This is a genomic window from Achromobacter sp. Root565 (genome assembly GCF_001427425.1).
Taxonomy (GTDB): domain Bacteria; phylum Pseudomonadota; class Gammaproteobacteria; order Burkholderiales; family Burkholderiaceae_B; genus Achromobacter; species Achromobacter spanius_D.
Map to the genome: position 1 here is coordinate 49,911 of NZ_LMGO01000009.1, position 21,220 is coordinate 71,130.

23 protein-coding genes and 2 tRNA genes are annotated in these 21,220 nt (G+C 60.9%); 9 read left to right on the forward strand and 16 right to left on the reverse strand.

Annotated features, from left to right (window positions below):
* Nucleotides 1-46 precede the first annotated feature (46 nt).
* A complete protein-coding gene (locus tag ASD71_RS26220; protein WP_056571365.1) occupies nucleotides 47-346 on the forward strand; it encodes a hypothetical protein in 300 nt (99 codons plus the stop codon).
* A 127-nt stretch (nucleotides 347-473) separates the two neighbouring features.
* Here the strand turns inward: ASD71_RS26220 and ASD71_RS26225 are convergent.
* The 5 genes from ASD71_RS26225 to ASD71_RS26245 form a co-directional block, all read right to left on the reverse strand.
* A tRNA-Gly gene (locus ASD71_RS26225) sits at nucleotides 474-546 on the reverse strand.
* Between the two features lie 438 nt (nucleotides 547-984).
* Nucleotides 985-1,167, reverse strand: coding sequence for a hypothetical protein (locus tag ASD71_RS26230; protein WP_056571368.1), 183 nt, complete (start codon nucleotides 1,165-1,167; stop codon nucleotides 985-987).
* 69 nt (nucleotides 1,168-1,236) lie between these two features.
* Nucleotides 1,237-1,827, reverse strand: coding sequence for a hypothetical protein (locus tag ASD71_RS26235; RefSeq protein ID WP_056571371.1), 591 nt, complete (start codon nucleotides 1,825-1,827; stop codon nucleotides 1,237-1,239).
* Nucleotides 1,824-2,195 (reverse strand): hypothetical protein, encoded by a 372-nt coding sequence (locus ASD71_RS28115; protein ID WP_156395322.1) that lies wholly within the window; start codon nucleotides 2,193-2,195, stop codon nucleotides 1,824-1,826. Before ASD71_RS28115 ends, ASD71_RS26235 begins: the two co-directional genes overlap by 4 nt.
* A 181-nt stretch (nucleotides 2,196-2,376) precedes the next feature.
* A complete protein-coding gene (locus ASD71_RS26245; RefSeq protein ID WP_255357232.1) occupies nucleotides 2,377-3,189 on the reverse strand; it encodes an AAA family ATPase in 813 nt (270 codons plus the stop codon).
* Nucleotides 3,190-3,569: 380 nt separating this feature from the next.
* Here ASD71_RS26245 and ASD71_RS27840 point away from each other — a divergent pair, with 380 nt between their 5' ends.
* From ASD71_RS27840 to ASD71_RS26280, 8 genes are all read left to right on the forward strand, one after another.
* Entirely contained in the window at nucleotides 3,570-3,950 is a 381-nt protein-coding gene (locus ASD71_RS27840) for a helix-turn-helix transcriptional regulator (protein WP_082579069.1), read from the forward strand.
* Nucleotides 3,951-3,953: 3 nt separating this feature from the next.
* The gene (locus ASD71_RS26250; RefSeq protein ID WP_056571378.1) at nucleotides 3,954-4,805 is read left to right on the forward strand and encodes a hypothetical protein; all 852 of its coding nucleotides are present in this window, start codon (nucleotides 3,954-3,956) and stop codon (nucleotides 4,803-4,805) included.
* 287 nt (nucleotides 4,806-5,092) lie between these two features.
* A complete protein-coding gene (locus tag ASD71_RS26255) occupies nucleotides 5,093-5,500 on the forward strand; it encodes a hypothetical protein (protein WP_056571381.1) in 408 nt (135 codons plus the stop codon).
* Nucleotides 5,497-5,826: a hypothetical protein gene (locus tag ASD71_RS26260; protein ID WP_056571384.1), complete on the forward strand. Its 330-nt coding sequence runs from the start codon at nucleotides 5,497-5,499 to the stop codon at nucleotides 5,824-5,826. Before ASD71_RS26255 ends, ASD71_RS26260 begins: the two co-directional genes overlap by 4 nt.
* 337 nt (nucleotides 5,827-6,163) lie before the next feature.
* A complete protein-coding gene (locus ASD71_RS26265; protein WP_056571387.1) occupies nucleotides 6,164-6,370 on the forward strand; it encodes a hypothetical protein in 207 nt (68 codons plus the stop codon).
* Nucleotides 6,363-6,641: a hypothetical protein gene (locus tag ASD71_RS26270; RefSeq protein WP_056571390.1), complete on the forward strand. Its 279-nt coding sequence runs from the start codon at nucleotides 6,363-6,365 to the stop codon at nucleotides 6,639-6,641. The genes ASD71_RS26265 and ASD71_RS26270 overlap by 8 nt, the downstream gene beginning before the upstream one ends.
* Nucleotides 6,638-7,021: a hypothetical protein gene (locus ASD71_RS26275; protein WP_056571393.1), complete on the forward strand. Its 384-nt coding sequence runs from the start codon at nucleotides 6,638-6,640 to the stop codon at nucleotides 7,019-7,021. Before ASD71_RS26270 ends, ASD71_RS26275 begins: the two co-directional genes overlap by 4 nt.
* 202 nt (nucleotides 7,022-7,223) lie before the next feature.
* The gene (locus ASD71_RS26280; RefSeq protein ID WP_056571396.1) at nucleotides 7,224-8,309 is read left to right on the forward strand and encodes a site-specific integrase; all 1,086 of its coding nucleotides are present in this window, start codon (nucleotides 7,224-7,226) and stop codon (nucleotides 8,307-8,309) included.
* Between the two features lie 16 nt (nucleotides 8,310-8,325).
* Here ASD71_RS26280 and ASD71_RS26285 read toward each other — a convergent pair.
* From ASD71_RS26285 to hfq, 11 genes are all read right to left on the reverse strand, one after another.
* Nucleotides 8,326-8,404, reverse strand: a tRNA-Ile gene (locus ASD71_RS26285).
* A 7-nt stretch (nucleotides 8,405-8,411) separates the two neighbouring features.
* Complete coding sequence (rpoD, locus tag ASD71_RS26290) at nucleotides 8,412-10,679, reverse strand: RNA polymerase sigma factor RpoD (protein WP_056571399.1); 2,268 nt, start codon at nucleotides 10,677-10,679, stop codon at nucleotides 8,412-8,414.
* Between the two features lie 791 nt (nucleotides 10,680-11,470).
* Nucleotides 11,471-13,555 (reverse strand): DNA primase, encoded by a 2,085-nt coding sequence (gene dnaG, locus ASD71_RS26295; protein ID WP_056571402.1) that lies wholly within the window; start codon nucleotides 13,553-13,555, stop codon nucleotides 11,471-11,473.
* Nucleotides 13,556-13,574: 19 nt separating this feature from the next.
* Complete coding sequence (gene rpsU / locus ASD71_RS26300; RefSeq protein ID WP_006218592.1) at nucleotides 13,575-13,787, reverse strand: 30S ribosomal protein S21; 213 nt, start codon at nucleotides 13,785-13,787, stop codon at nucleotides 13,575-13,577.
* A gap of 338 nt (nucleotides 13,788-14,125) precedes the next feature.
* The gene (locus ASD71_RS26305; RefSeq protein WP_056571405.1) at nucleotides 14,126-14,668 is read right to left on the reverse strand and encodes a phosphoribosyltransferase; all 543 of its coding nucleotides are present in this window, start codon (nucleotides 14,666-14,668) and stop codon (nucleotides 14,126-14,128) included.
* An 81-nt stretch (nucleotides 14,669-14,749) separates the two neighbouring features.
* Nucleotides 14,750-16,045, reverse strand: coding sequence for an adenylosuccinate synthase (locus ASD71_RS26310; protein WP_056571408.1), 1,296 nt, complete (start codon nucleotides 16,043-16,045; stop codon nucleotides 14,750-14,752).
* A gap of 76 nt (nucleotides 16,046-16,121) precedes the next feature.
* Entirely contained in the window at nucleotides 16,122-17,279 is a 1,158-nt protein-coding gene (locus ASD71_RS26315; protein WP_056571411.1) for an ATP phosphoribosyltransferase regulatory subunit, read from the reverse strand.
* A 266-nt stretch (nucleotides 17,280-17,545) separates the two neighbouring features.
* Nucleotides 17,546-18,448, reverse strand: coding sequence for a protease modulator HflC (gene hflC, locus ASD71_RS26320; protein ID WP_056571414.1), 903 nt, complete (start codon nucleotides 18,446-18,448; stop codon nucleotides 17,546-17,548).
* A gap of 18 nt (nucleotides 18,449-18,466) precedes the next feature.
* Nucleotides 18,467-19,765, reverse strand: a complete 1,299-nt coding sequence (gene hflK, locus ASD71_RS26325) for an FtsH protease activity modulator HflK (RefSeq protein ID WP_056571417.1) — start codon at nucleotides 19,763-19,765, stop codon at nucleotides 18,467-18,469.
* Nucleotides 19,731-20,837, reverse strand: a complete 1,107-nt coding sequence (gene hflX, locus ASD71_RS26330) for a GTPase HflX (RefSeq protein ID WP_056571420.1) — start codon at nucleotides 20,835-20,837, stop codon at nucleotides 19,731-19,733. Before hflX ends, hflK begins: the two co-directional genes overlap by 35 nt.
* Nucleotides 20,838-20,921: 84 nt before the next feature.
* On the reverse strand, nucleotides 20,922-21,158 hold the full coding sequence (gene hfq / locus ASD71_RS26335; RefSeq protein WP_006218585.1) for an RNA chaperone Hfq: 237 nt from the start codon (nucleotides 21,156-21,158) through the stop codon (nucleotides 20,922-20,924).
* Nucleotides 21,159-21,220: the final 62 nt, after the last annotated feature.

The following is a 21,220-nucleotide window of genomic DNA, read 5'->3' on the forward strand; positions in this document are numbered from 1 at the left end:
AGCCAGGGGATCAAGCTCAGTCCCCTACCCCCCCTTTGGAGTTCAGATGGACCTGCCAGAATGGTATGAAAACAAATCCGCCGCGTACGTCGAAGAAGTCGAAAAGTTCGTAGCGAAATTTTGGGAAGATGCCGACCTAGAAAAGGACCTTGTGGCCGATCCCGACGACCCTGACGACGATCCGAAGGAGCGAGACACGAAGCGTCAGGCAGCCGCCGATTCCATCCGCTCCGCATTTCCTGCCGACGCTTTCAGTTTTCAGGACGATGCTCTTGCCGAACTCATCACCCAGCGAGCAATCGCCGATGAAGACGACGAAGCCCAGCATGGTCATCTACGCAGGTAGGGATTCGCGGCTATTCGATCTAATAACGATGGTAGATCGTATTAGGTAGAGCATGGCGCGGAGCGGTTCTCCAACCGTCAATGCAGAAGCCCCGACCGGTGCATCCGAATCGGGGCTTTTGTTCGTATGGAGCGGGCAGAGGGAATCGAACCCTCGCTGCGCGGCTTGGAAGGCCGGTGGCTCACCATGAGCATGCCCGCGAGAGAGAAAAGCTAGCCCTATTTCGACAACGGGCCAACAAGCCATTACGATAGCGCCTCCAAGGTCACCTAGTGATCGCGGACCGAGAGCGGACCTGAGCACAGTCGTAGGCAATATGGCGTCCTGCGGCAAGGCAGCAGTGGATCAGGCCCGAGTTCTCCGGAATAAAAAGGAGAGCCAAAAAATGGCCGATTTATTTACCATAGTCGTTCAAACCGCAGAGATAGTTCTTGCCATCCAGTGCATTTTTGAGGCGGGCAAGTTCATACTCAGTAAGTTGAGGTAATGTCGACGGGCCGCTGTCTCATCTTTGGGGCAGCGGCTTTTTTCGATCCAACGAAAAAGCCCGCCGCTTTCGCTGACGGGCTTCCTCGAGGCGGACTTCTGAGGAAATCCGTTATCGCAGATTATGGCGGTGAACTTCCGCACAGTCAAGGCTACAACGGGCGAATGTTCTCCGACTTACGCAGAGAGGCGGCCGCATCCTTGATCCACTCAGCGACCATGTCTGCTTGATCCGACGTGATCACCACAAAATTTGGCTCGTCCCTGGTGCCGTCTTGCTGCGTGATGTGGATATTTCCGTCCGTGATGGAAACCTCGACCTCGTACATTTTCATCTTTCAGACTCCGTGAAATGGCCGCAGGGCCTAGCTTGTCCGTTTTAACATGTGACTCGCACCACCCCGTTACGGGATAAATCCTCCGTCGCGCAGCAGCTTTTCCGCTGTCGCGTGCGCGGCCTGCTCGACACCGTAGATGGGTTCGGTGCCCTTCTTCTCGCGCGTGCCGCGCAGCCAGTCGTTCGCCCTGGCGCTGGCCCGCTCCACGCTGCGCACCTTACACGCGTACTCATCGGCCAAGGATTGCAGGGTCCGGACGGTGCCGCTGTCGTAGTACCGCCGCACGAGGGCATACAGCAGCTCGCTATGCGCCGTGCGCATGGACAGGTACGCGCCCAGCGCCCCCGCGATCTTGTGCATTGCAGCCGTCCACCCGGGGTGATCCGCTTCGCTGTGGCAATGCTTGCAGCTTGCCACGCGCTGACCATAGCGGGCGTGCAGCACCGCCACGTGCAGAGGGTCCAGGTTCCGTTCCAGGAACTGCCGAACCTTGCCGATCTCCGCGCAGCCGTCAGCGCCGGACAACGGGCCAGGCTCGCCCAGTCGCGTGTCAGCCGCGCGGGCCATCGCCGGCCGGTTCAGTGTGTGCCTCTCATCGCTGAATGCGTAGGCCAGCGCCACCGCCAAGCGAGGAAAAGGCGCATTGCGTTCGCTCATGCTTCCTCCGGCATCACGTAAAGGGCATACACGGGTGCCGGCTCCTTGCTGCCGCCAGCGATGCGCAGCCACGTGTTCATCTGGTCCAGTGCATCGGCGTCATGGCGGGGATGGGCTGCCCAGAACAGCATCCACTGGCCTCGCTCCGATTCGCTGAGCGTGATCAGGTGTTTAGCGAGCAGGCGGTCCAAGGTGGCGCGGTCGGCCAGCGCCACGCCCCCACGGCAGCGCCAGCAGCGACATGGCGCGTATGCCATGCCAGGAGCGGCGTTCGAATCTGCCGATTGATGAACGCGCCTGACGGATGCAGCAGGGGGGTTCTGAAACGGGATTTCCAGCCAGGTGTCAGGGTTGTTGTGATCGAGCATGATCAGTTCCTCAAACGATTCCAGGGTTGTAGGGAGGGACGCGCAGCAGGCGCGCCACAAGCTCAACCGCAGAGCCGCTTAAGCTGGCATCTGGGCAAGCGCAACGCACATCCGCAATAGCGGCGGCGATGTACTTCATTTGTTGTGAAACGTGCACAAAATGCAGGCGAAGAGGGGCCGGTTACGCAGCCCCCCGGTTTTGCAGGGAATAGATCGGTGGTCGCGTGAAGTGCGCGTAGTCGCGGTATTGGCCGGTCACGCGGTCGTAATGGAGCTCAACCATCCCCACCCGGCCGACGAACTTCTTGCGGATCTTCTGGATGTGGATCTCCACCGGCTTATGCTCGTCCTTGACGTGCCGGTACACGGTGATGCAGTTGTCCGCCTTGTTGCGCCAATGCGCCGAACCAGACACGTCGTAGGGAGTCGGAATCGGGTAGTCGCCCGACTCCTTGTCCTTGTAGAGCTTCGCCGGGTGAGCCACGACCCAGGCATGGACCCCATGTGCCCAGCAGAACTTCCGGATCTTGGACAAGGCCAGGGAGATGTAATCGGTCTCGGTTTGACCTGGTGCGCGGCCATGCTCGATCTCATTCCACGGATCCATGATCAGACCGCGGATGCCCTTGCGAGTGACAAGCCGGCTAGCCTGCTCGAGAAGGGCGTCCAGACTGGGGGACTCGGGCATCATGAAAGTGAAATGGTCCGCCAAGAAATCCATTGCCCTGTCCAACTCAGCCACGCCCATCCGCTCGCTCGGGCCAGCGGAAAACGGCTTGCCGATGAACTTTTCCATCAGCTTTTCGCTGTGATAGTCCGCCGGAAAGTTCTCGGGCGAGAACACGCCAAAGTTCCAGCCGTGGTGCTGCGCGATATGAACAGCCAGCGCATCAAGCCATTCGGACTTCCCGTGACCGGGAATGCCGGTCACCAGCGTCCATTCGCCCTCGAGCACCGTGTAATAGCCGTCCATTCCCTGCCACCCGGTGGACACTCCACGCCTGACTTCACCGTCATAGCGCCGAAGGATCTCGGAGCGGAAACCGATCCCTCGGTTTCGTTTGCGCTCTCAGGGAGCCTCACGTCGCTAGTCACGAGAACGCTCCTTCAGGTTCTGCGTCGACTCTTCGCAGCGAGCAAAGGCGCTAGGACGCGCGAGCCGTAAAAACTGCATCCGCGCCTTGGGAATTCCGGTTCGCCTCCATTCGGACACGGAGGGCGATTGGACTTCACACAACCGTGCGACAGCGGAAGTACCGCCAAGCAGGTCTATCAGAACAGAGTCGGGATGCGTTAGTTTCATGCCATAATTTTAGGCACACCTAACAATCAAGTCAATGGCACACCTAATTTAAACAGGCATACCATCCCCTTATGAACACACTCGCCGACCGGCTTTCCACCGCCCTCGCCAAGGCAAATGTCTCCCAAGCGGACCTTGCGCGCGCTTGCGGTATCGCTGCCGCGTCTGTACATGGCTGGCTAACGGGCCGCACAAAAGCCCTTAAAGGCTCAAGCCTGATCAAGGCTGCGGCATATCTAAACGTACGTGAAATTTGGCTTGCAGAAGGAAAGGGGCCCATGGAGCGCGATGAGGATGCGAGTCCCATACCCCTCCCCAACAGCTGGCCTTTTTGGGGCATCTCTCCAGAGCGTTACGAAGCTCTGCCGCCGTATCAAAAGGGCTTAATTGAGGGTCGAGTTCAAGCCATGATTGAAGAATGGGAAGCGTCGACCAAATCGCAAAAGGAATAGCTGGTGTCTAAAACTATTCTTAGCCGCCTCGTGGAGAATGGCGGATCAATCGAGGCGCTAAGACAAGCAGCCTCACACCCCACGCTTAGTCACGTCATCGGTCTTATCCTGGATAGCGACCGTATCGCCACGCAAGCAGCAAAGCCTTGGGAGTACAAGCTCGTCAGTGAGTTCGTTGACGAATCGTTCGTGCTCCGCTCCTCTCCATGGTGGGCGTCAAGCAAGGAGTGGACGGACCGCCTATCCAGCGAATACGCACAGCAATACTCTTACTTAGCAACAGTTGCGCTCACCGGAGAAGGGCTCGATTTCTTCATTTGCGAAGAAGATGGGGGCTTTCGTCTGGCGGGAGCAGGGGACGTCGACTTTGACTTCCTTTATCGCCTCTTTATCGAAGACAAGACGTCGATCTCCGATTACAACGTGAGCGCACCTCCAACATGGTCGCGAAATTTGTTCGTCAACCATCGCAATTGGCGCGCGTATTCCGCAGTGTGGAATTCCTCTATCGAGAACACCGAAGAAGGCCGCCAAGTCAAAGAATGGAAGGCGCAGGCGATACGCTTCCTGTCCTATGGTGAAAGCGACATTCCTCGCCCGGGCGAAGTGCACTTTTCTCAGCCGGAGAGCATCACCGTCCCTCGTCCAGATGCACGACTGATTGCCGCAGTTGTAGCCACTCAACAACGATTCTGGGCCAACTGGACCGAGGACATGGTTCGACCTAAGAGCCGGGACGAAATCATCCCTTGGATACTCGAGAACTTCCCCGGATTCTCTGGGGCGGATGCTGCGGCGGTAGATAGAGTCGCATGCGTCATAGACCGAGACCCCTCCACCAAAAAGCGACCATAGCGGTAGCCATGTGATCTCCATTTGCAGCCCTAAGGGTAGTAACTCTTAGGGCTAATGGTATTGCTCTAATGGTGGCCATGCTTGGCATAGTGCTACCAAGCAACTGCAATGGCAAAAATGAGCAGCGATAAATTAGGTGCACCTATTGACAAAAAATTAGGCACACCTCAGTATCGCCTTGTACCAGCAAAAGAATGGCCCCAAACCTGTTAGCGCAGGAGGGGCCAATCAATGAAGTACCGCAGTTAGCGCTGCGGCCCTCTCCTCGGACCGGCTAGGAGGCCAACATGTCCAAGAAAGATATCCGCCCGCAAGGCGCGGAGGGGATTTCTCATCCCTGCACGTTAGCAAACCACTCGTTGACCGTCAATGGTTCGTCAACGATTTTCTTCCCGTTCGGTGCAAATGGCTTTCGAGCCGCGGAACAATGGCATCAGCGTTTCTGCGTTGCCGCCGACGCAGCGGAGGGATACCTCTTCCCCTCCGGCCTGCGCGCGGCCTTCGAGAACCTCCCTATCGCGGCTCGCTCAGACTTCCTCGACGCAATCGGCGCCCTGCTCGTGAGCTTCCAGGTCATCGGCATTCCCGCTCCTGGGCGTCAGAACCTCCGGGAGGATGTGCAACTGTGCGCTATGTCGCACGAGGAACAGGATCGCTGGGCGCAAGCCCAAGATGATGAAGGGGGTACTGCATGAAAGCCCCTCTGATCATTCGCAGCGACGGGCGCGACGTGCGGTTTTGCATTGGCGCCGGTCCAGATGACCTCGACGCAGCTGACGCGCTGGTTGCAAATCCCCTTGCCCCGCCAGAAGTACTGACTTCTGCGGCCGAAGACCGGGTTGCACGCATCAAGGATCTGGCGGCTCCGTTTGGCTACATCCCGGCAGACGGTATGGACCCGGTTCCGGGCGACGCGATGGGTGATTTCGTGGCAGCGCTTGGAGCGCTCGCGGCGGAAGCTGGCCAGCTTCTTGAGCATGCGGCCTTCCTGCGCGACCGCACTTCGCGGGGTGAAGAATGAACGCCGCCACCACATTTGCACGCACCCAACGCTGCCAGGTTGGCGACCTGGTATTGCTCGTGCGAAGCAAGAATCCGGCGCGCATAGGGCGAATCGGCGTGATAGTTTGCAGCACGACGAGTGCGGTCGCTGCGGCGCTCGCACACCCCGATGATCTCACCGAAGTTAAACGGCACGACTGGATAGTCGATTTCCAAGGGGCACCGGATGTCGCCTATCGAGACGGCCGGCCAATCGTGACGCACCGTCTTGCATGCGCGGACGCGACTCTTAGGCCGCTGCGTGCCACTACCGAAAACTTGGGCTCTGAAGCAGCTCTCGCTGTTGGAGGAGCGGCATGAACGCTGAACCCAAATGCCCCGCCCCCTCGGTACTTGCTGACATGGCCTGGGAGATCAAGGCCCTACTCGACGCGCTGGACGAGCTCATGCCCCTCGACACGTTCGACGGCGTCTCGCTACACGCCCTCGCTCAGATCGGAAGCGCGCGCGCCCGCGAACTGGCCAACCACCTGTCGGTCATCATAGAGGTACGCCATGTCTAAGCCTCGCAACCCTACTGAACAACTGTCCGCGGCGGTGCGAGGACGCGCGTTGTACACGCGCCTCTACGACAAGGCCACGGCCGAACTCTCAGAGCTCAAGGCTGAGGCTGCAGCCATGCGAGAACGCTGCGCCACACTGGCCAGCGCTTTGGAGATCACCACCAGCATCCTCGATGCGTCGACCGACGCCCATCTGAAGGCCAGCGCCTCGGCGGCGCGCACCCTACTGAACACTGCGGGGCGCACCACCAACAAGGAGAGGACGACGTGATTACGATCATCGATCTCATCAACCAAAGGCGCCGCGCACTTCTGATTCAAGAGCTCGAGCGTCAGTGGCCAGGTTGTGGGGCCCACACCAAGCGCAACCAGCTCACCAAGCAAGACGACGTGGTGTGGAGCCTTCTGCTGCCGAAGCACGTCGACGCCGAGATCCGTGTGTATGTGCGCGGCTGGAATGCTGCGATGGACGATGCGCGGCGAGTCGTAGCTGCTGCAAGCCCGCTAGAAGGTAGCGACATCCCGGCCGCGTCTGCCCGCAACGCACACGCCCAGCGGACGAGTCGACCTCCGGGCCGCCGGGATCCTATAGCTGCCCGTACAGCACGAGCCGGCCTGGAAAGGCTCTTTGATAAGGCGAGCGGGGAATGAGCGAGGAGATCGCCATTTCCCTGAGCGAGGCGGCGAGGCGGCTGGGCTTGTCTTACCAAACCGTCTTCGCCAGGCGAAAGCAGATCGGCTTCAGACTGCCGGGCGGTCGCGCATGGCGCGTCTGGCCCTCTCAACTTGCCCAGTTAGGGCAGAAAAGCAACAATGTGACCCGGCTATCGCTGCAGGTCGACGGAGATTCACCATGTCAATCCGCAGAAACAAAGCATCCGGGGTATGGCAGATCGACATCTGCTCGCCAGGCATCCCGAGAATTAGATGCTCTTCTGGAACCACAGAAAAAAAGGCCGCGCAGGAGTACCACGATCGACTGAAAGCCGAAGCATGGCGGAAGGCGAAGTTTGGGGAAGAACCGACCCATACTTTCGACGAAGCTGCATTGCAAATGCTCCGGCTTTCCGAAGGTCAACGGGACTACGAGACCAAAGTACGTCACGTCAAATATTGGCGTGGCGTACTTGGCGGCGGCGCCGCGGTCAGCTCTTTAACAAGCGGCTCCATTCTTCAGGGCCTGCCGACGCATTCCACTCATGCGCACCGAAAACCCAAACCCCTAACAGCGGCGGCGAAGAACCGATACCTTGCGACCATTCAACGCATTTTGTCCCTATGCGTTGAATGGGGCTGGTTGAACCGATCACCGAAGCTTCGGAAGTTCGTCGAACCCGACGTAAGGGTGCGCTGGGAGCCACCGGCCATGATCGTTCAGTTGATCCAAGCCATGTCCACTGATTGGATGCGTGAGGTCAGCCTATTCGCAGTGGCCACTGGAATGCGGGCAACAGAAGTACTGTCCCTGTCCTGGTCGCAGGTCGACATGGGTAAGCGTCACGCGTGGATCACGCACGGCCGAGCAAAGAATAAGCGGGCGCGAGCTGTCCCGCTCAACTCTGACGCGATGGCTGTGCTGCAGCGCCGCCAGGGGACTCATCCAATCCTGATCTTCAGCCGGCGCCCACGACCTGGACGAGAGCCCGCCCAGATCAGCCAGATCGATTCTTCGATTCTCGCCGCCGCTTGCAAGCAAGTCGGAATTACCGGCTTTCGCTTCCATGACTTCCGGCACACCTGGGCGTCATGGCATGTGCAGGCCGGCACACCGCTGATGGTCTTGAAAGAACTGGGCGGCTGGGAGCGGATCGAGATGGTGCAGAAGTACGCTCACCTCGCTCCCACTCATCTCGCCCACCACGCCGAGAACGTCAAGATTACGTCAATGTCGGAGCTGGAAACGAAACAGCCGCCATTGCTGGCGGCTGTAGGTACCTGATTTCACAGGATTTCTTTGGTAGGCCCCCCGAGAGTCGAACTCGGCACCAACGGATTATGAGTCCGCTGCTCTAACCAGGCATGAGCTAGAGGCCCAGGAAATTTACTGCCCTTCCAGGAAGCTCTTCAGCTTGTCGGCCCGGCTGGGGTGACGCAGCTTGCGCAGCGCTTTAGCCTCTATTTGGCGGATGCGCTCACGCGTGACGTCGAACTGCTTGCCCACTTCTTCCAGGGTCTGGTCCGTGCTCATTTCGATGCCGAAACGCATGCGCAGAACCTTGGCTTCACGCGGGGTCAGAGAGTCTAGCACTTCCTTGACCACGTCACGCATGGAACCGTGCAGCGCCGCGTCGGAAGGCGCCAGCGTGGACGTGTCTTCGATGAAATCGCCCAGGTGCGAATCGTCGTCGTCACCGATGGGCGTTTCCATGGAGATCGGTTCCTTGGCGATCTTCAGGATCTTGCGGATCTTGTCCTCGGGCATGTCCATCTTCTGCGCCAGGGTCGCGGGATCCGGCTCAGCGCCGGTTTCCTGCAGGATCTGGCGGCTGATGCGGTTCATCTTGTTGATCGTTTCGATCATGTGAACCGGGATACGGATGGTACGCGCCTGGTCGGCGATGGAACGCGTAATGGCCTGACGGATCCACCACGTTGCGTAGGTCGAGAACTTGTAGCCGCGACGGTATTCGAACTTGTCCACGGCCTTCATCAGACCGATGTTGCCTTCCTGGATCAGGTCCAGGAACTGCAGGCCACGGTTCGTGTACTTTTTGGCGATCGAGATCACCAGACGCAAGTTGGCCTCGGTCATTTCGCGCTTGGCCTTGCGGGCCTTGGCTTCGCCGGTGGCCATGCGCTTGTTGACGTCCTTCAGGTCCTTCAGCGGTAGCACGACGCGCGTTTGCAGGTCGATCAGCTTTTGCTGCAGTTCCTGCACGGCCGGGATTTGGCGCTCCAGCGTTTCGGCGTACGGATGGCCAGCGGCCACTTCGTCGACGACCCACTGCAGGTTCGTTTCGTTGCCGGGGAACACCTTGATGAAGTGCAGGCGCGGCATGCCGGCACGGTCCACACACGTGTGCAGGACAGCGCGCTCGAGCTGACGGACTTCTTCAACCTGGTTGCGCAGTGTGTCGGCCAGCTTTTCCACCATCTTGGCGGTGAAGCGGATGCCCATCAGTTCGTTCTGGATGGATTCCTGGGCGCGCACGTAGATGTCCGACTTGTAGCCGTCCTTCTCGTACGACAGGCGCATCTTGTCGAACTGCTTGTTCACTTCGTCGAACTTGGCCAGCGCCTTGACGCGCAGGTCTTCCAGCTGCTTGCTGGACATGCCGCCAGCGGGGCCGTCGTCGCTTTCGTCTTCGTCCGCGGTGACACCGGCGCCGGCGTACTCTTCGCCGTCTTCCGGATCGACCAGGCCGTCGACGACTTCGTCGATCTGCGCCTGCCCTTCACGCACACGGGTGATATGGGCCAGGATTTCGTTGATGGTGGTCGGGCAGGCCGAGATGGCCATGACCATGTGCTTCAGGCCGTCTTCGATGCGCTTGGCGATTTCGATTTCGCCTTCGCGGGTCAGCAGCTCGACCGAGCCCATTTCGCGCATGTACATGCGGACCGGGTCGGTGGTGCGGCCGAAATCGGAGTCCACGGTGGTGAGCGCGGCTTCGGCTTCGTCTTCGACGTCGTCGTCGTTGGACGCAACCGGCGCGTTCTCGCTCATCAGCAGCGTTTCGGCGTCGGGGGCCTGGTCATAGACCGCGATACCCATGTCGCTGAAGGTGCTGATGATGCCGTCGATGGCTTCCGCGTCGACCAGGTCGTCAGGCAGATGGTCGTTGATTTCGCCGTACGTCAGGTAGCCGCGGTCCTTGCCCAGCTTGATGAGCTGCTTCAGGCGATTGCGGCGCGCTTCGTATTCTTCCGGCGTGACGGGACCGCGGGCGATCAGATCCTTGGGATCGGCCTTGCCGCGCTTGCCGCCGCGCTTCGGCGGCTTCAGGTCGGGCAGGACTTCGCCTTCGCCGTCCATCGTATCGTCGAAACCGTCGGAGTCGTTGTTGGCGTTCTTGGCGGGGCGGCCCGGACGGCGACCGCTGGGCACGGGGCGCGCGCTGCCGACCAGGTCGGCAAGCTTGTCTTCGGCCTTCTTGGCGCGGGCCTTCGTCACCTTTTCAGGCTTGTCCGCGGCGACAGCCGTCTTGGCTGCCTTTTTGGCGGCCGTCTTGGCAGCGGGCTTGGCGACCTTCACCGCCGTCTTGGCGGGCGCTTTTTCAGCGGCCATGCTGACGGCGCGCTTGGCAGCCACAGCCTGAGTTTCGGCCGCATCAAGTGCAGAGGAGGATTTGCCGGTGGATTTGGTCATAGTCGCTTCCGTGGTCGTCGCAACCCGTTTGGGCATGTTGCACCGCATAACGCCGCGCCGGGTACGGACCCGGTGCGGCATGGAATACGGGTAAATCTGGTGGATCGGCAGAGTTCACGCGGCTGCGTTGTTCGCAGCACCGGCCCTTGCGAGCCCTTCTGACGCCGTACTTGGTGCGTAACCGTTCTGGCGCAAGACGTGCATGACTCATTCATCGGCGGTTTCCGGACGTTGGGGGGGCTGCCTGCCTATAAATAGGCTTTGCTCGCTTATCGGGCCATTGCCCCAAGCAGCTAGGTATACACAGCACCCGAACCACTAACGCCACGCTGAATGACCGCCGCTGAACTGCTTTTGATCCACCGCTCAGCTATATTAATTAACTATGTAACAATCTTGACGCACGCGTCCCGGTTTTTTGAATCTCAATTACCGGGTGCCCGAGCAGCAAGCCGCTCTCGTCAATTTGGCACAATATTTATTAGATTCCGGCATCCGAAATAGATTCCGATGCCAAAACTACATTTCACTTTCCTGCTACTGCGGCATCACTGCTGCATTGCCTCTGTTTCGGTACGGCTAACAATCAACCCCATACCCAACTCGAATCTTTGTCGATCATGCAACAGTCGGGGTACAACTGGCAATGGCGGCAAGCCATTAGTGCTGCCTGCCAAGCCATTAGTGCCGCCTGCCAAGCCACTAGTGCTGCCTGTGCTCGGGCTCCACTAGCCGCGAAGGTACCGTATACGGCACCTCGCATACGCGGAAAACCTTTGATTTTAGCGTATTTAGCGCAACCCAGCACCTTTCAAGACCGTCATCCGGCTAGACAGCTCAAGATAGCGTTTGCGCGCCTCTTCCGAGGCAAGTCCCGCAGCCGCAAGCTTGGCCATTTCTGTTCTCGCCGAGTCGAACTCTATTCTCCGCAGGGCATCGTCCCATTCCGTCTGGGGATCGGGCAGGTCTTCCTGCGCGAGCATGTCTGCCCGCAGCCCTTTCAAGACAGTGGCAAGGTCAGAGTCCGGCTCTGCCGCCTCCAGCAAGGCGCCAACGTGGCGCGCACCGCTGGATTGCGCAAGCATGATCAGGTCCCTTACCAATCCTAGATGGGGGCCATGGTCGATGACTTCAAGCTGCTGGTCGCCCATGGAATCAACCAGCTCGGGATGGGCGAGCAGCAGGCTCAACAGACGCTTGGCCAGGGAGGGCATGGTGCGGCGCCCCTCGAAGCCGCCGACGTCATTGTCGCGCCGGCCCTTCCAGTTGCCCTTGCCACCTTTCCAGTCGCCCTTGCCCTTCCAGTCGCCTTTTCCTTTCCAGTCGCTTTTGCCTTTCCATTCCTGCTTGCCGCCGCTGGATTGCCAACCGGCCGCGCCCCCACCAGGCTCGTCGCCGAGCGAGGCATACTGGCCGTAATCGGAGACGTCTGACTCGTCTGCGGGAATGTCGCTGAAATCGTGGTTGCCGTAGTCGTAGCCCATGTCGGGCGGACCGCCGTCATGACCCGGCTCTCCGCCTGAAGCGATTCCCGCTTCGCCCGCGCTAGACGCCGGCCGCGGACCCGGCGCGAACGGTTTGGCGGGTTGCTGCGCCAGGACCTGCGCCATTTCCTCGGGCGTCAGTTGAACCAGCTTGGCCATTTCCCGTTCGATCTGCACGCGCAGCGCACATTCGGGAATCGCCGCCAGCAGCGGCTTGGCCTCGTGAAGGCAACTGGCGCGGCCCTCGGCTTCGTTCATGTTGTGATGCGACGCCAGCTCGTCCAGGAGAAACCGGGACAGCGCCACGGCGTCGCCCAGGCACGCGCGGAACGCTTCGGCGCCCAACTCGCGCACGTACGAATCGGGATCATGCTCGGCTGGAAGGAACAGGAAGCGAATCGCGATATCGTCCCTGAGCACCGGCAGACAGGCCTGCAGCGCGCGCCAGGCAGCACGCCGCCCCGCCTTGTCGCCATCGAAACTGAAGATGACCTTGTCGCTGGACCGCAGCAGCTTCTTGACGTGATCCGGGGTGGTGGCGGTGCCCAGCGTGGCGACGGCATTGGCGATGCCCTGCTGCGCCAGCCCGACGACGTCCATGTAGCCTTCGACGACGATGACCTGGCCTTCCTGGCGGATGGCCAGGCGCGCCTCCCACAGACCGTAGAGCTCCTGCCCTTTTGAAAACAGGGGCGTCTCGGGCGAATTCAGGTACTTGGGTTCGCCTTTGCCGATGATCCGGCCGCCAAACCCGATGAGGCTGCCGCGCGCGTTGCGGATCGGGAACATCACCCGTTCGCGGAAACGATCGTAGCGGCGTCCGTCTTCGGATTCGATGACGAGTCCAGACTCCACCAGCGTGGGGTCTTCGTAGTTGGGAAATACCTGGGACAGGCCATGGCGGTCCGTGCCGGACCAGCCCAAACCAAAATGTGCGGCAATTTCGCCCGTCAGGCCGCGCTGCTTCAAATAGCGGACGGCGGCGGGCGAAGCGCGCAACTGTTTCAGGTAGTGGGCTTGGGCCGCGTCAAGCACCTGCGTGTGCCGGGACTCCTCGGCCTTGCGGCGCGCGGATTCCTGCTGCTGGCGGGGACTGCGGTTTTCTTCGGGGACCGTCATTCCCGCCGACGCCGCGAGCGTGCGCACGGCGTCGGGGAAACTGGCGCCCGTGTGTTCCATCAGGAAGGTGATGGCGCTGCCGTGTGCACCACATCCGAAGCAGTGATAGAACTGCTTGGTGGGGCTGACAGTAAACGACGGGCTTTTTTCGTTATGAAAGGGGCACAGGCCAAGCAAGTTGGCCCCACCCTTTCGCAACTGCACATATCGCCCGACAACGTCGACGACGTCGACTCGGGCGAGCAAATCCTGGATGAATGATTCTGGAATCAATAGATTCGGGAATCAGAAATCAATACAGGCGCGGGGGCAGTTGTTGGCTACGGATGCGCTTGTAGTGGCGCTTCACGGCGGCAGCATGCTTGCGCTTGCGCTCGGCGGTGGGCTTCTCGTAGAACTCGCGCGAGCGCAGTTCGGTGAGCAAACCGGTCTTTTCGATGGTGCGCTTGAAGCGGCGCAGAGCGGCTTCAAACGGTTCGTTTTCCTTCAGTCGAACGATAGGCATAAAGTAATTGGCCTGCTTGTAGGGTAACAAAGTTGATGACAAACCTGGCTTGCTTTTCCAGCAACGCTGCGCGGCCCAGGTACGCGAAGACGGCCTTTGGCGATAAGACCTGCAAACCACCAATAGGCAAGTACCGCGAACTGTGAACCTTGAAAGCGCAACCCGGGCATGCGTTCACCCGGGTTTGAGCTGGCTGTTTCCGTTACCCAAAGACTACCCAGAGAGTAACAAGCCAAGTTCGGTTTAGCGATAACCAGCGATTCTAGCATGGTCAAGGACGGTTTGACTACTGCCAGAGCCTGACTGCGCCCAGCACCCCGCCCCTGCCCCGACTGCGCTCAGCTCTGGGAACCCTTGCGGATCCAGGCTTCCAACTGATGGGGACGCAAGCTGTCGTAGTCTTCGAACGGCTGGTGAATCCAAGGATTCGTGGGCAGCTTCTCGACGTAGTAGTCGGGCGTCGCCTGCGAATGCCCCTTCCACCACAGCACGGCACTGCGCAATTCGGTGATGTCGGCGAACTGGCTCTTCAGGTGATCGAAGACCTTGTTGAACGTCTTGCCGGTATCAACCATGTCGTCCACCAGCAACACCCGGCCGGACAGCGTGCCGCGGGTGATGGTGATGAACTGGGCGATGTCCATGTCGCCCTGCTTGGTGCCGGCCGCCTCGCGATAGCTGCTGGTGGCAAGAATGCCCAGCGGCACGTCAAAAATACGCGACATGACGTCGCCCACACGCATGCCGCCACGTGCCAGGCACAGAATCTTGTCAAATTTCCAGCCCGACTGGTGCACCTGCAAGGTAAGGCGCTCGATCAAGCGGTTGTAATCGTCCCACGTTACCCACAGGTGGCTATCGTCACTGGTCGGCGTGCTCATAGGCAAGCATCTCCTGCACAAAAATACGAAAAGGCCGCCGCCGGTATGACCGGCGGCGGCCTTGGGAATAATAACCCGATGTCAGCCCTTCAGGGGATGACGCAAAACAATGGTCTCGTTGCGGTCCGGACCGGTAGACACCAGGTCGATCGGCACACCGCAGACTTCCGCCACGCGCTCAAGATAGCGGCGCGCTGCGGCGGGCAGCTTGGCGTATTCGGTGATGCCGACGGTGGACTCGCTCCAGCCGGGCAGCTCTTCCAGGACGGGTTGCGCCTGGGCCACGGCGTGCGCGCCATAGGGCAGCACGTCGCGGAATTCACCGTTGACGCGGTAACCGACGCCCAACTGGATGGTTTCCAGGCCGTCCAGCACGTCCAGCTTGGTGATGCACAGGCCGGAAATGCCGTTCAGGCGGACCGAGCGCTTCAGCGCGGCGCCGTCGAACCAGCCGCAGCGGCGCGGACGGCCCGTGACCGAACCGAATTCCTTGCCGATGGTCGCCAGGCGCGTGCCGATCTCGTCGACCAGTTCCGTCGGGAACGGGCCCGAGCCAACGCGCGTGGTGTACGCCTTGGTGATGCCCAGGACGTAATCCAGCTGCTGGGGACCGACGCCGGCGCCAGCCGAGGCCGCGCCCGCCACGCAGTTGCTGCTGGTGACGAACGGGTACGTGCCGTGATCAACGTCCAGCAGCGCGCCTTGCGCACCTTCGAACAGGAGGCGCTTGCCTTCCTGCTGCATGGCGTACAGGTTGCTGGAGACATCCTTGACCATCGGGGCGATGGCCGGCGCGAGCGCCATGGCTTGATCGCGCACTTCGTTGGCCGAGACGGCTTCAGCGCCCAGGTACTTGGTCAGCACGAAGTTATGGTAATCCAGCACTTCGGCGAGCTTTTCGTCGAACAGCGCAGGATTGAAGAGGTCTTGCACGCGCAGAGCGCGGCGGGCGACCTTGTCTTCGTAGGCCGGGCCGATGCCGCGGCCGGTCGTGCCGATCTTGCCTTCGCCCTTGCGCGCTTCGCGCGCCTTGTCGATGGCAACGTGATAAGGGAGGATCAGCGGGCAGATCTCGGAGATCTGCAGGCGCGAGCGCACGTCCAGGCCGGCGGCTTCCAGCTCTTCGATTTCCTTGAGCAGGGCCTCCGGGGACAGCACGACGCCATTGCCGATGAAGCAGGTGACACCGGGGTGCATGATGCCCGACGGGATCAGGCGAAGAATCGTCTTCTTGCCATTGATCCACAGCGTATGGCCGGCATTGTGACCGCCTTGGAAGCGGACCACACCCTGGACGGATTCCGCCAGCCAATCGACGATCTTGCCCTTGCCCTCGTCACCCCATTGAGTGCCGATTACGACTACGTTCTTGCTCATGATACGAATCAATTTCGAGTTTCTCGGGAAATCCGGAAATCTCCCCGCGGCCCTCTCGTTTCCGAGAGGGAGTTAGTCACAGCGTTTTGACCGTCCAGACGCCATCCTGCAGCGCCAGCTCGCGATCGCAAACGAATTCGTCCTGATCCTGCTCGTGACCGGGCAATACCTGAACGACGATTTCCCCTGACCGGCGCAAGCGGCGAACCGCCTCGGTCAGAGCGGGGGCCTGCCCCCAGGGCGCGCGAACCGCTCGCGCCCTTTCCGCCGGCGGCAATCCCGCCGCCAGCTTGCGTAAATCAAGACTGAAGCCCGTCGCCGGACGCGACCGCCCGAATGCGTGGCTGACGTCGTCGTAGCGGCCACCGCTGACCAATGCATCGTGCCAGCCCTCGGCGTACAGCGCGAACTTGACACCCGAGTGGTAAGCGTAACCACCGACATCGGCCAGGTCCACACTGAACGACACGTTGGGCATGGCGTCGACCACCGCCTGCAGGGCGTCGAGCGCCTGGGCGATGCCCGGCAACGCCGGCAGGTCGCGTCGGGCGATCTTCAGCACATCCGGGCCGCCGTACAACGTGGGCAGCAACTGCAGCGCCTTCAGCGTTTCCGGACGAGTGCCGGGCGCGCGCGCCGCCAGTTCGCCCAGCCCGGGTACATCTTTGTCGCGCATCAGCCGGATGGCGTCCTGCGCCAGCTCAGCCGCCGCCGGGTCCGATTTCAGGATGGCGCGCAGCACGCCGGGATGACAGAGATCCAGACGCGGATTGCGAACGCCAGCGATTGCCACCGTTTCCAGCACGAGCTGAATGATTTCGAGGTCGGCTTCGAATCCGGCATGGCCGTAGATTTCAGCGCCGATCTGCAGCAGTTCGCGGCTGGACAGCAAGTCCGAAGGACGCGCATGCAGCACATTGCCGCAGTAACACAGGCGAGTAACGCCCGCGCGGTTCAGCAAGTGCGCGTCGATACGCGTGACCTGGGGAGTCATGTCCGCGCGCACGCCCAGCGTGCGGCCCGAAAGCTGATCGATCAGCTTGCAGGTGCGCAGATCCAGATCGCTGCCGGTACCCGACAGCAATGAATCGATGTACTCGACCAGGGGCGGCGCGACCAGCTCGAACCCGTATGTACGGTAGAGATCGAGAAGTTCGCGGCGCAGTTCCTCGATGCGCCGGGCCTCTGCCGGAAGTACGTCGGCAAGGCTTTCGGGCAGCAGCCAGTTACCCATGAATGTGTTTACCTGAATAACGCCAAGTGATGCGTGGGCGTCGCCCAAACGAAAAGCGGCTGAGGGGCGTAAGCCCGCTCAGCCGCTGCGGAATGTTTTCTAGCTTACGCGGTATTGTACATGGTTCAGCGGCGAGCGCCACCCGCGGCACAGGCGTGCCGGGCGGCTCGGCCGCGTCCCCGATACCCGGCAGGAATCGTCCCGCCAGTAGCAGAAAAGCCCCTCGGGAACCCGAGAGGCTTTTCGTTCGTGCTAGCTGCGGTGGATCACTTGGCCGGCACGGTGACCGGCGCCAGGGCCGCGCCCGCCGGATCCTTCATGAACTGGAAGAAGCTGGAGCTGGGGTCCACGACCAGCACGTCGCCCGGCTTCGAGAACGAGGCACGATAGGCTTCCAGGCTCTTGTAGTACGTGTAGAAGTCCGGGTTCTTGCCATAGGCCTGGGCGTAGATGGCCGCCGCGGCAGCATCGCCCTCACCCATGACGCCCTGAGCCTTGGCATAAGCCTGAGCCACGATGACCTCGCGTTGGCGGTCGGCTTCGGCGCGGATCTTCTCGCCTTCGGCGGCGCCGATGGAGCGCAACTCGTTCGCGACGCGGGTACGCTCGGCTTCCATGCGGCGGTACACCGACTCGGAAATTTCCGGCGCGAACTCGATACGGCGCAGACGCACGTCAACGATCTGCACGCCCAAAGGCTCAGCCCGCTTGGCGACGTTGGTCAGGATTTCCGTCATGATCTTGTCGCGTTCGGTGGAGACCACGTCGCGCACCGTACGCACGTTGACCGATGCGTTCAGGGCGTCGCGGATCTGAGCTTGCAGGCGTTCTTGCGCCGCGCGCTCGTTGCCGCCGAACGTCACGTAGAACAGGCGGGGATCCGCAATGCGCCACTTGACGTAGGAGTCGATCAGCAGGTTCTTCTTTTCGGAAGTCTGGATGCGCTCGGCTTCGTTGGTTTCGATGGTCAGAATGCGCTTGTCGAGCGTGACGACGTTCTGGAAAGGCGGCGGAACCTTGAAATACAGGCCCGGATCGCTGATGACGCGACGGACTTCACCCAGCGAGAACACCAAGGCATAGTCGCGCTCGCGCACCACGAAAACGCTGGAGGAAAGGAGGGCCAGCACGATGAGCAGGCCGACCAGGATGGGCATAAGACGATTCATGTTCAGGACTCCTCCGGATTAGCGCGACATACGGTCGCGGGGCAGCGTGTTGCTATTGCTGCTGCCGGAAGGCTGCGGCACCGGCGCGGCCGTACCGCGCGAGGGCTGCTGGACAGGCGGGTTGGTCACCGGCGAGCCGGAGCTGCCGATGTTCGACTTGCCTGCGTCCTGAGCCGCCAGATGCATGATCTTGTCCAGGGGCAAATACAACATGTTGTTGTTGCTCTTGGTGTCGACCATGACCTTGCTGGCGCGAGTGAAGATTTCCTGCATGCTGTCCAGGTACATGCGCTGGCGCATGACCTGCGGCGACTTCTCGTATTCGCCCAGGATGCTGGTAAAGCGCGAGGTATTACCTTGCGCATCGCCCACGACCTTGGCCTTGTAGCCTTCTGCCTGCTCCGTCATGCGCGATGCCTGACCGCTGGCCAGCGGCACGACCTGATTGGCGTAAGCCTGGCCTTCGTTGATCTGGCGCTCACGATCCTGACCGGCCTTGACGGCGTCGTCGAACGCGGCCTGCACCTGCTCGGGAGGCTGCACGTTCTGGATGGCGACGGTGCTGATCTGCACGCCCGTCAGGTAGCGATCGAGGATCTGCTGCATCAGCGCCTGGACTTGGGAAGCCACGGTCGTACGGCCTTCGTACAGCACGAAGTCCATCGACTGCTTGCCCACGACTTCGCGCATGGCGGTTTCAGATGCCTGGCGCACGGACTCGTCCGGGTCGCGCGTCTTGAAGAGATAGTCGGGCGCGCCGTCCGCCTTCAGGCGGTACTGGACGACGAACTGCATATCGACGATGTTCTCGTCCGTCGTGAGCATCAGCGCTTCAGGCAGGACCTTGTTGCGCGCGCCGCCACGGAAACCGACTTCGAACGTGCGCAGTTGCGACACGTTGACGATTTCATGGCTTTGGATGGGATAAGGCATGCGCCACTGGAAACCGGCCTGCGACGTGCTCTTGTACTTGCCAAACTGGGTCACGACCGCGACCTGGCCTTCTTGCACGATGTAGAAGCCGCTGGCCAGCCAGATGCCCGCCGCGACCAGGGCGATGACGCCCAGGCCGATGCGTGTGCCACGCGGGGATGGCGGCGTCATGCCGCCACGGTTGCCGGGACGGTTGTTGCCGCCACCGCCCTTGCGCCCGAACAGGTTCCCGATGCGATTATTGAAATCGCGCCAGACCTCGTCCAGGTCAGGAGGGCCGTCTCCATTGCCTTGGGGCCGCTTAGGCGGCGGCTCGGAGCCGTTGTTGTTTCCACGACCCCAGCCGGGGTCATTCAGATTGAAGAGTTTGATAATTCGCGGCATTGTTTCCCACAATCTGTCCGGTCTCCGCAATTGCCCCGCGCAACGCATCCAAACCGGCGCGCTCGGTGGCGCTTACAAATACTCGCGCAATCGTACCATGTGCGTCGCGCTCCACCCGCGGTTCCAGGCCCGCCCGGTCGATCTTGTTGTATACCAGAATGGTGGGAATCGCGGCAGCGCCTATTTCGGCGAGGACCTTGTTCACTTCGAAAATCTGCTCATCCCGCTGCGGGCTGGCCGAGTCCACCACATGCAGGAGCAGATCGGCATGCACGGTTTCTTCGAGCGTGGCCCGGAAGGCGGCGATCAGGTTGTGAGGCAGGTCGCGGATGAAGCCCACAGTGTCTGACACCACCACCGATCCGGCGCCTTCGATCCAGATGCGGCGCGTCGTCGTATCCAGCGTGGCGAAGAGCTGGTCGGCGGCGTAGGCATCGGCCCGCGTCAAGGCATTGAACAGCGTCGACTTGCCGGCGTTGGTATAGCCCACCAGGGAAACCGACAGCGCGCCGCCCCGGGCGCGGGCACGACGCTGAGTAATGCGCTGGCGTTCGACCTTGTCGAGCCGCTCGCGCAGCGTCTTGACCTTCACGCCGATCATCCGGCGGTCCATTTCGAGCTGGGATTCGCCCGGGCCGCGCATCCCGATACCGCCACGCTGGCGCTCCAAGTGGCTCCACATGCGCGTGAGGCGTGTGGCCAGATGCTGGAGCTGAGCCAGCTCGACCTGCAGCTTGCCTTCGTGGCTCTTTGCGCGCAGCGCAAAGATGTCCAGGATGAGCGCAACGCGATCGACGACGCGCAGGTTGAAGGCGCGTTCGAGGTTGCGCTGCTGGGCCGGCGACAGGGGCTGGTCGAAAAGGATGATATCGGCAAGCAACGCTTGCGCCATCGCGACGCCTTCGTCGGCCTTTCCGGAGCCGATGAAGAATTTGGCGTCGGGCCGATCGCGGCGGGCCGTCAGGGTGCCGACGATTTCGGCGCCCGCGCCCTTGGCCAGCATGGCGAATTCCTCGGCATGTGCCGTGAAGTCCGGATCACCGAGATCCACACTGATGATCAGAGCACGCATACATGCACCATATTCGAGCCAAAGCGAAAATGCCCGCCGACGGGAACCGTCTGGCGGGCAATAAAAGGTAAAGCTGGAGCGAGATTACTCAGCAGGGACTTCCACTTGAAAATTGACGGCACGCGCGGGAACGACAGTCGAGATGGCGTGCTTGTAGACCATCTGGGTGACCGTATTGCGCAGCAGCACCACGTATTGGTCGAAGGATTCGATTTGCCCTTGAAGCTTGATGCCGTTCACCAGGTAGATCGACACGGGCACATGATCCTTGCGCAGCGTGTTGAGGAACGGATCTTGCAGAGTTTGCCCTTTATTGCTCATTGGCCAGGCTCCATTTGTTTGTTATTGAATGATGACGCGCTTTTTGTACTGGTGGAGCACGC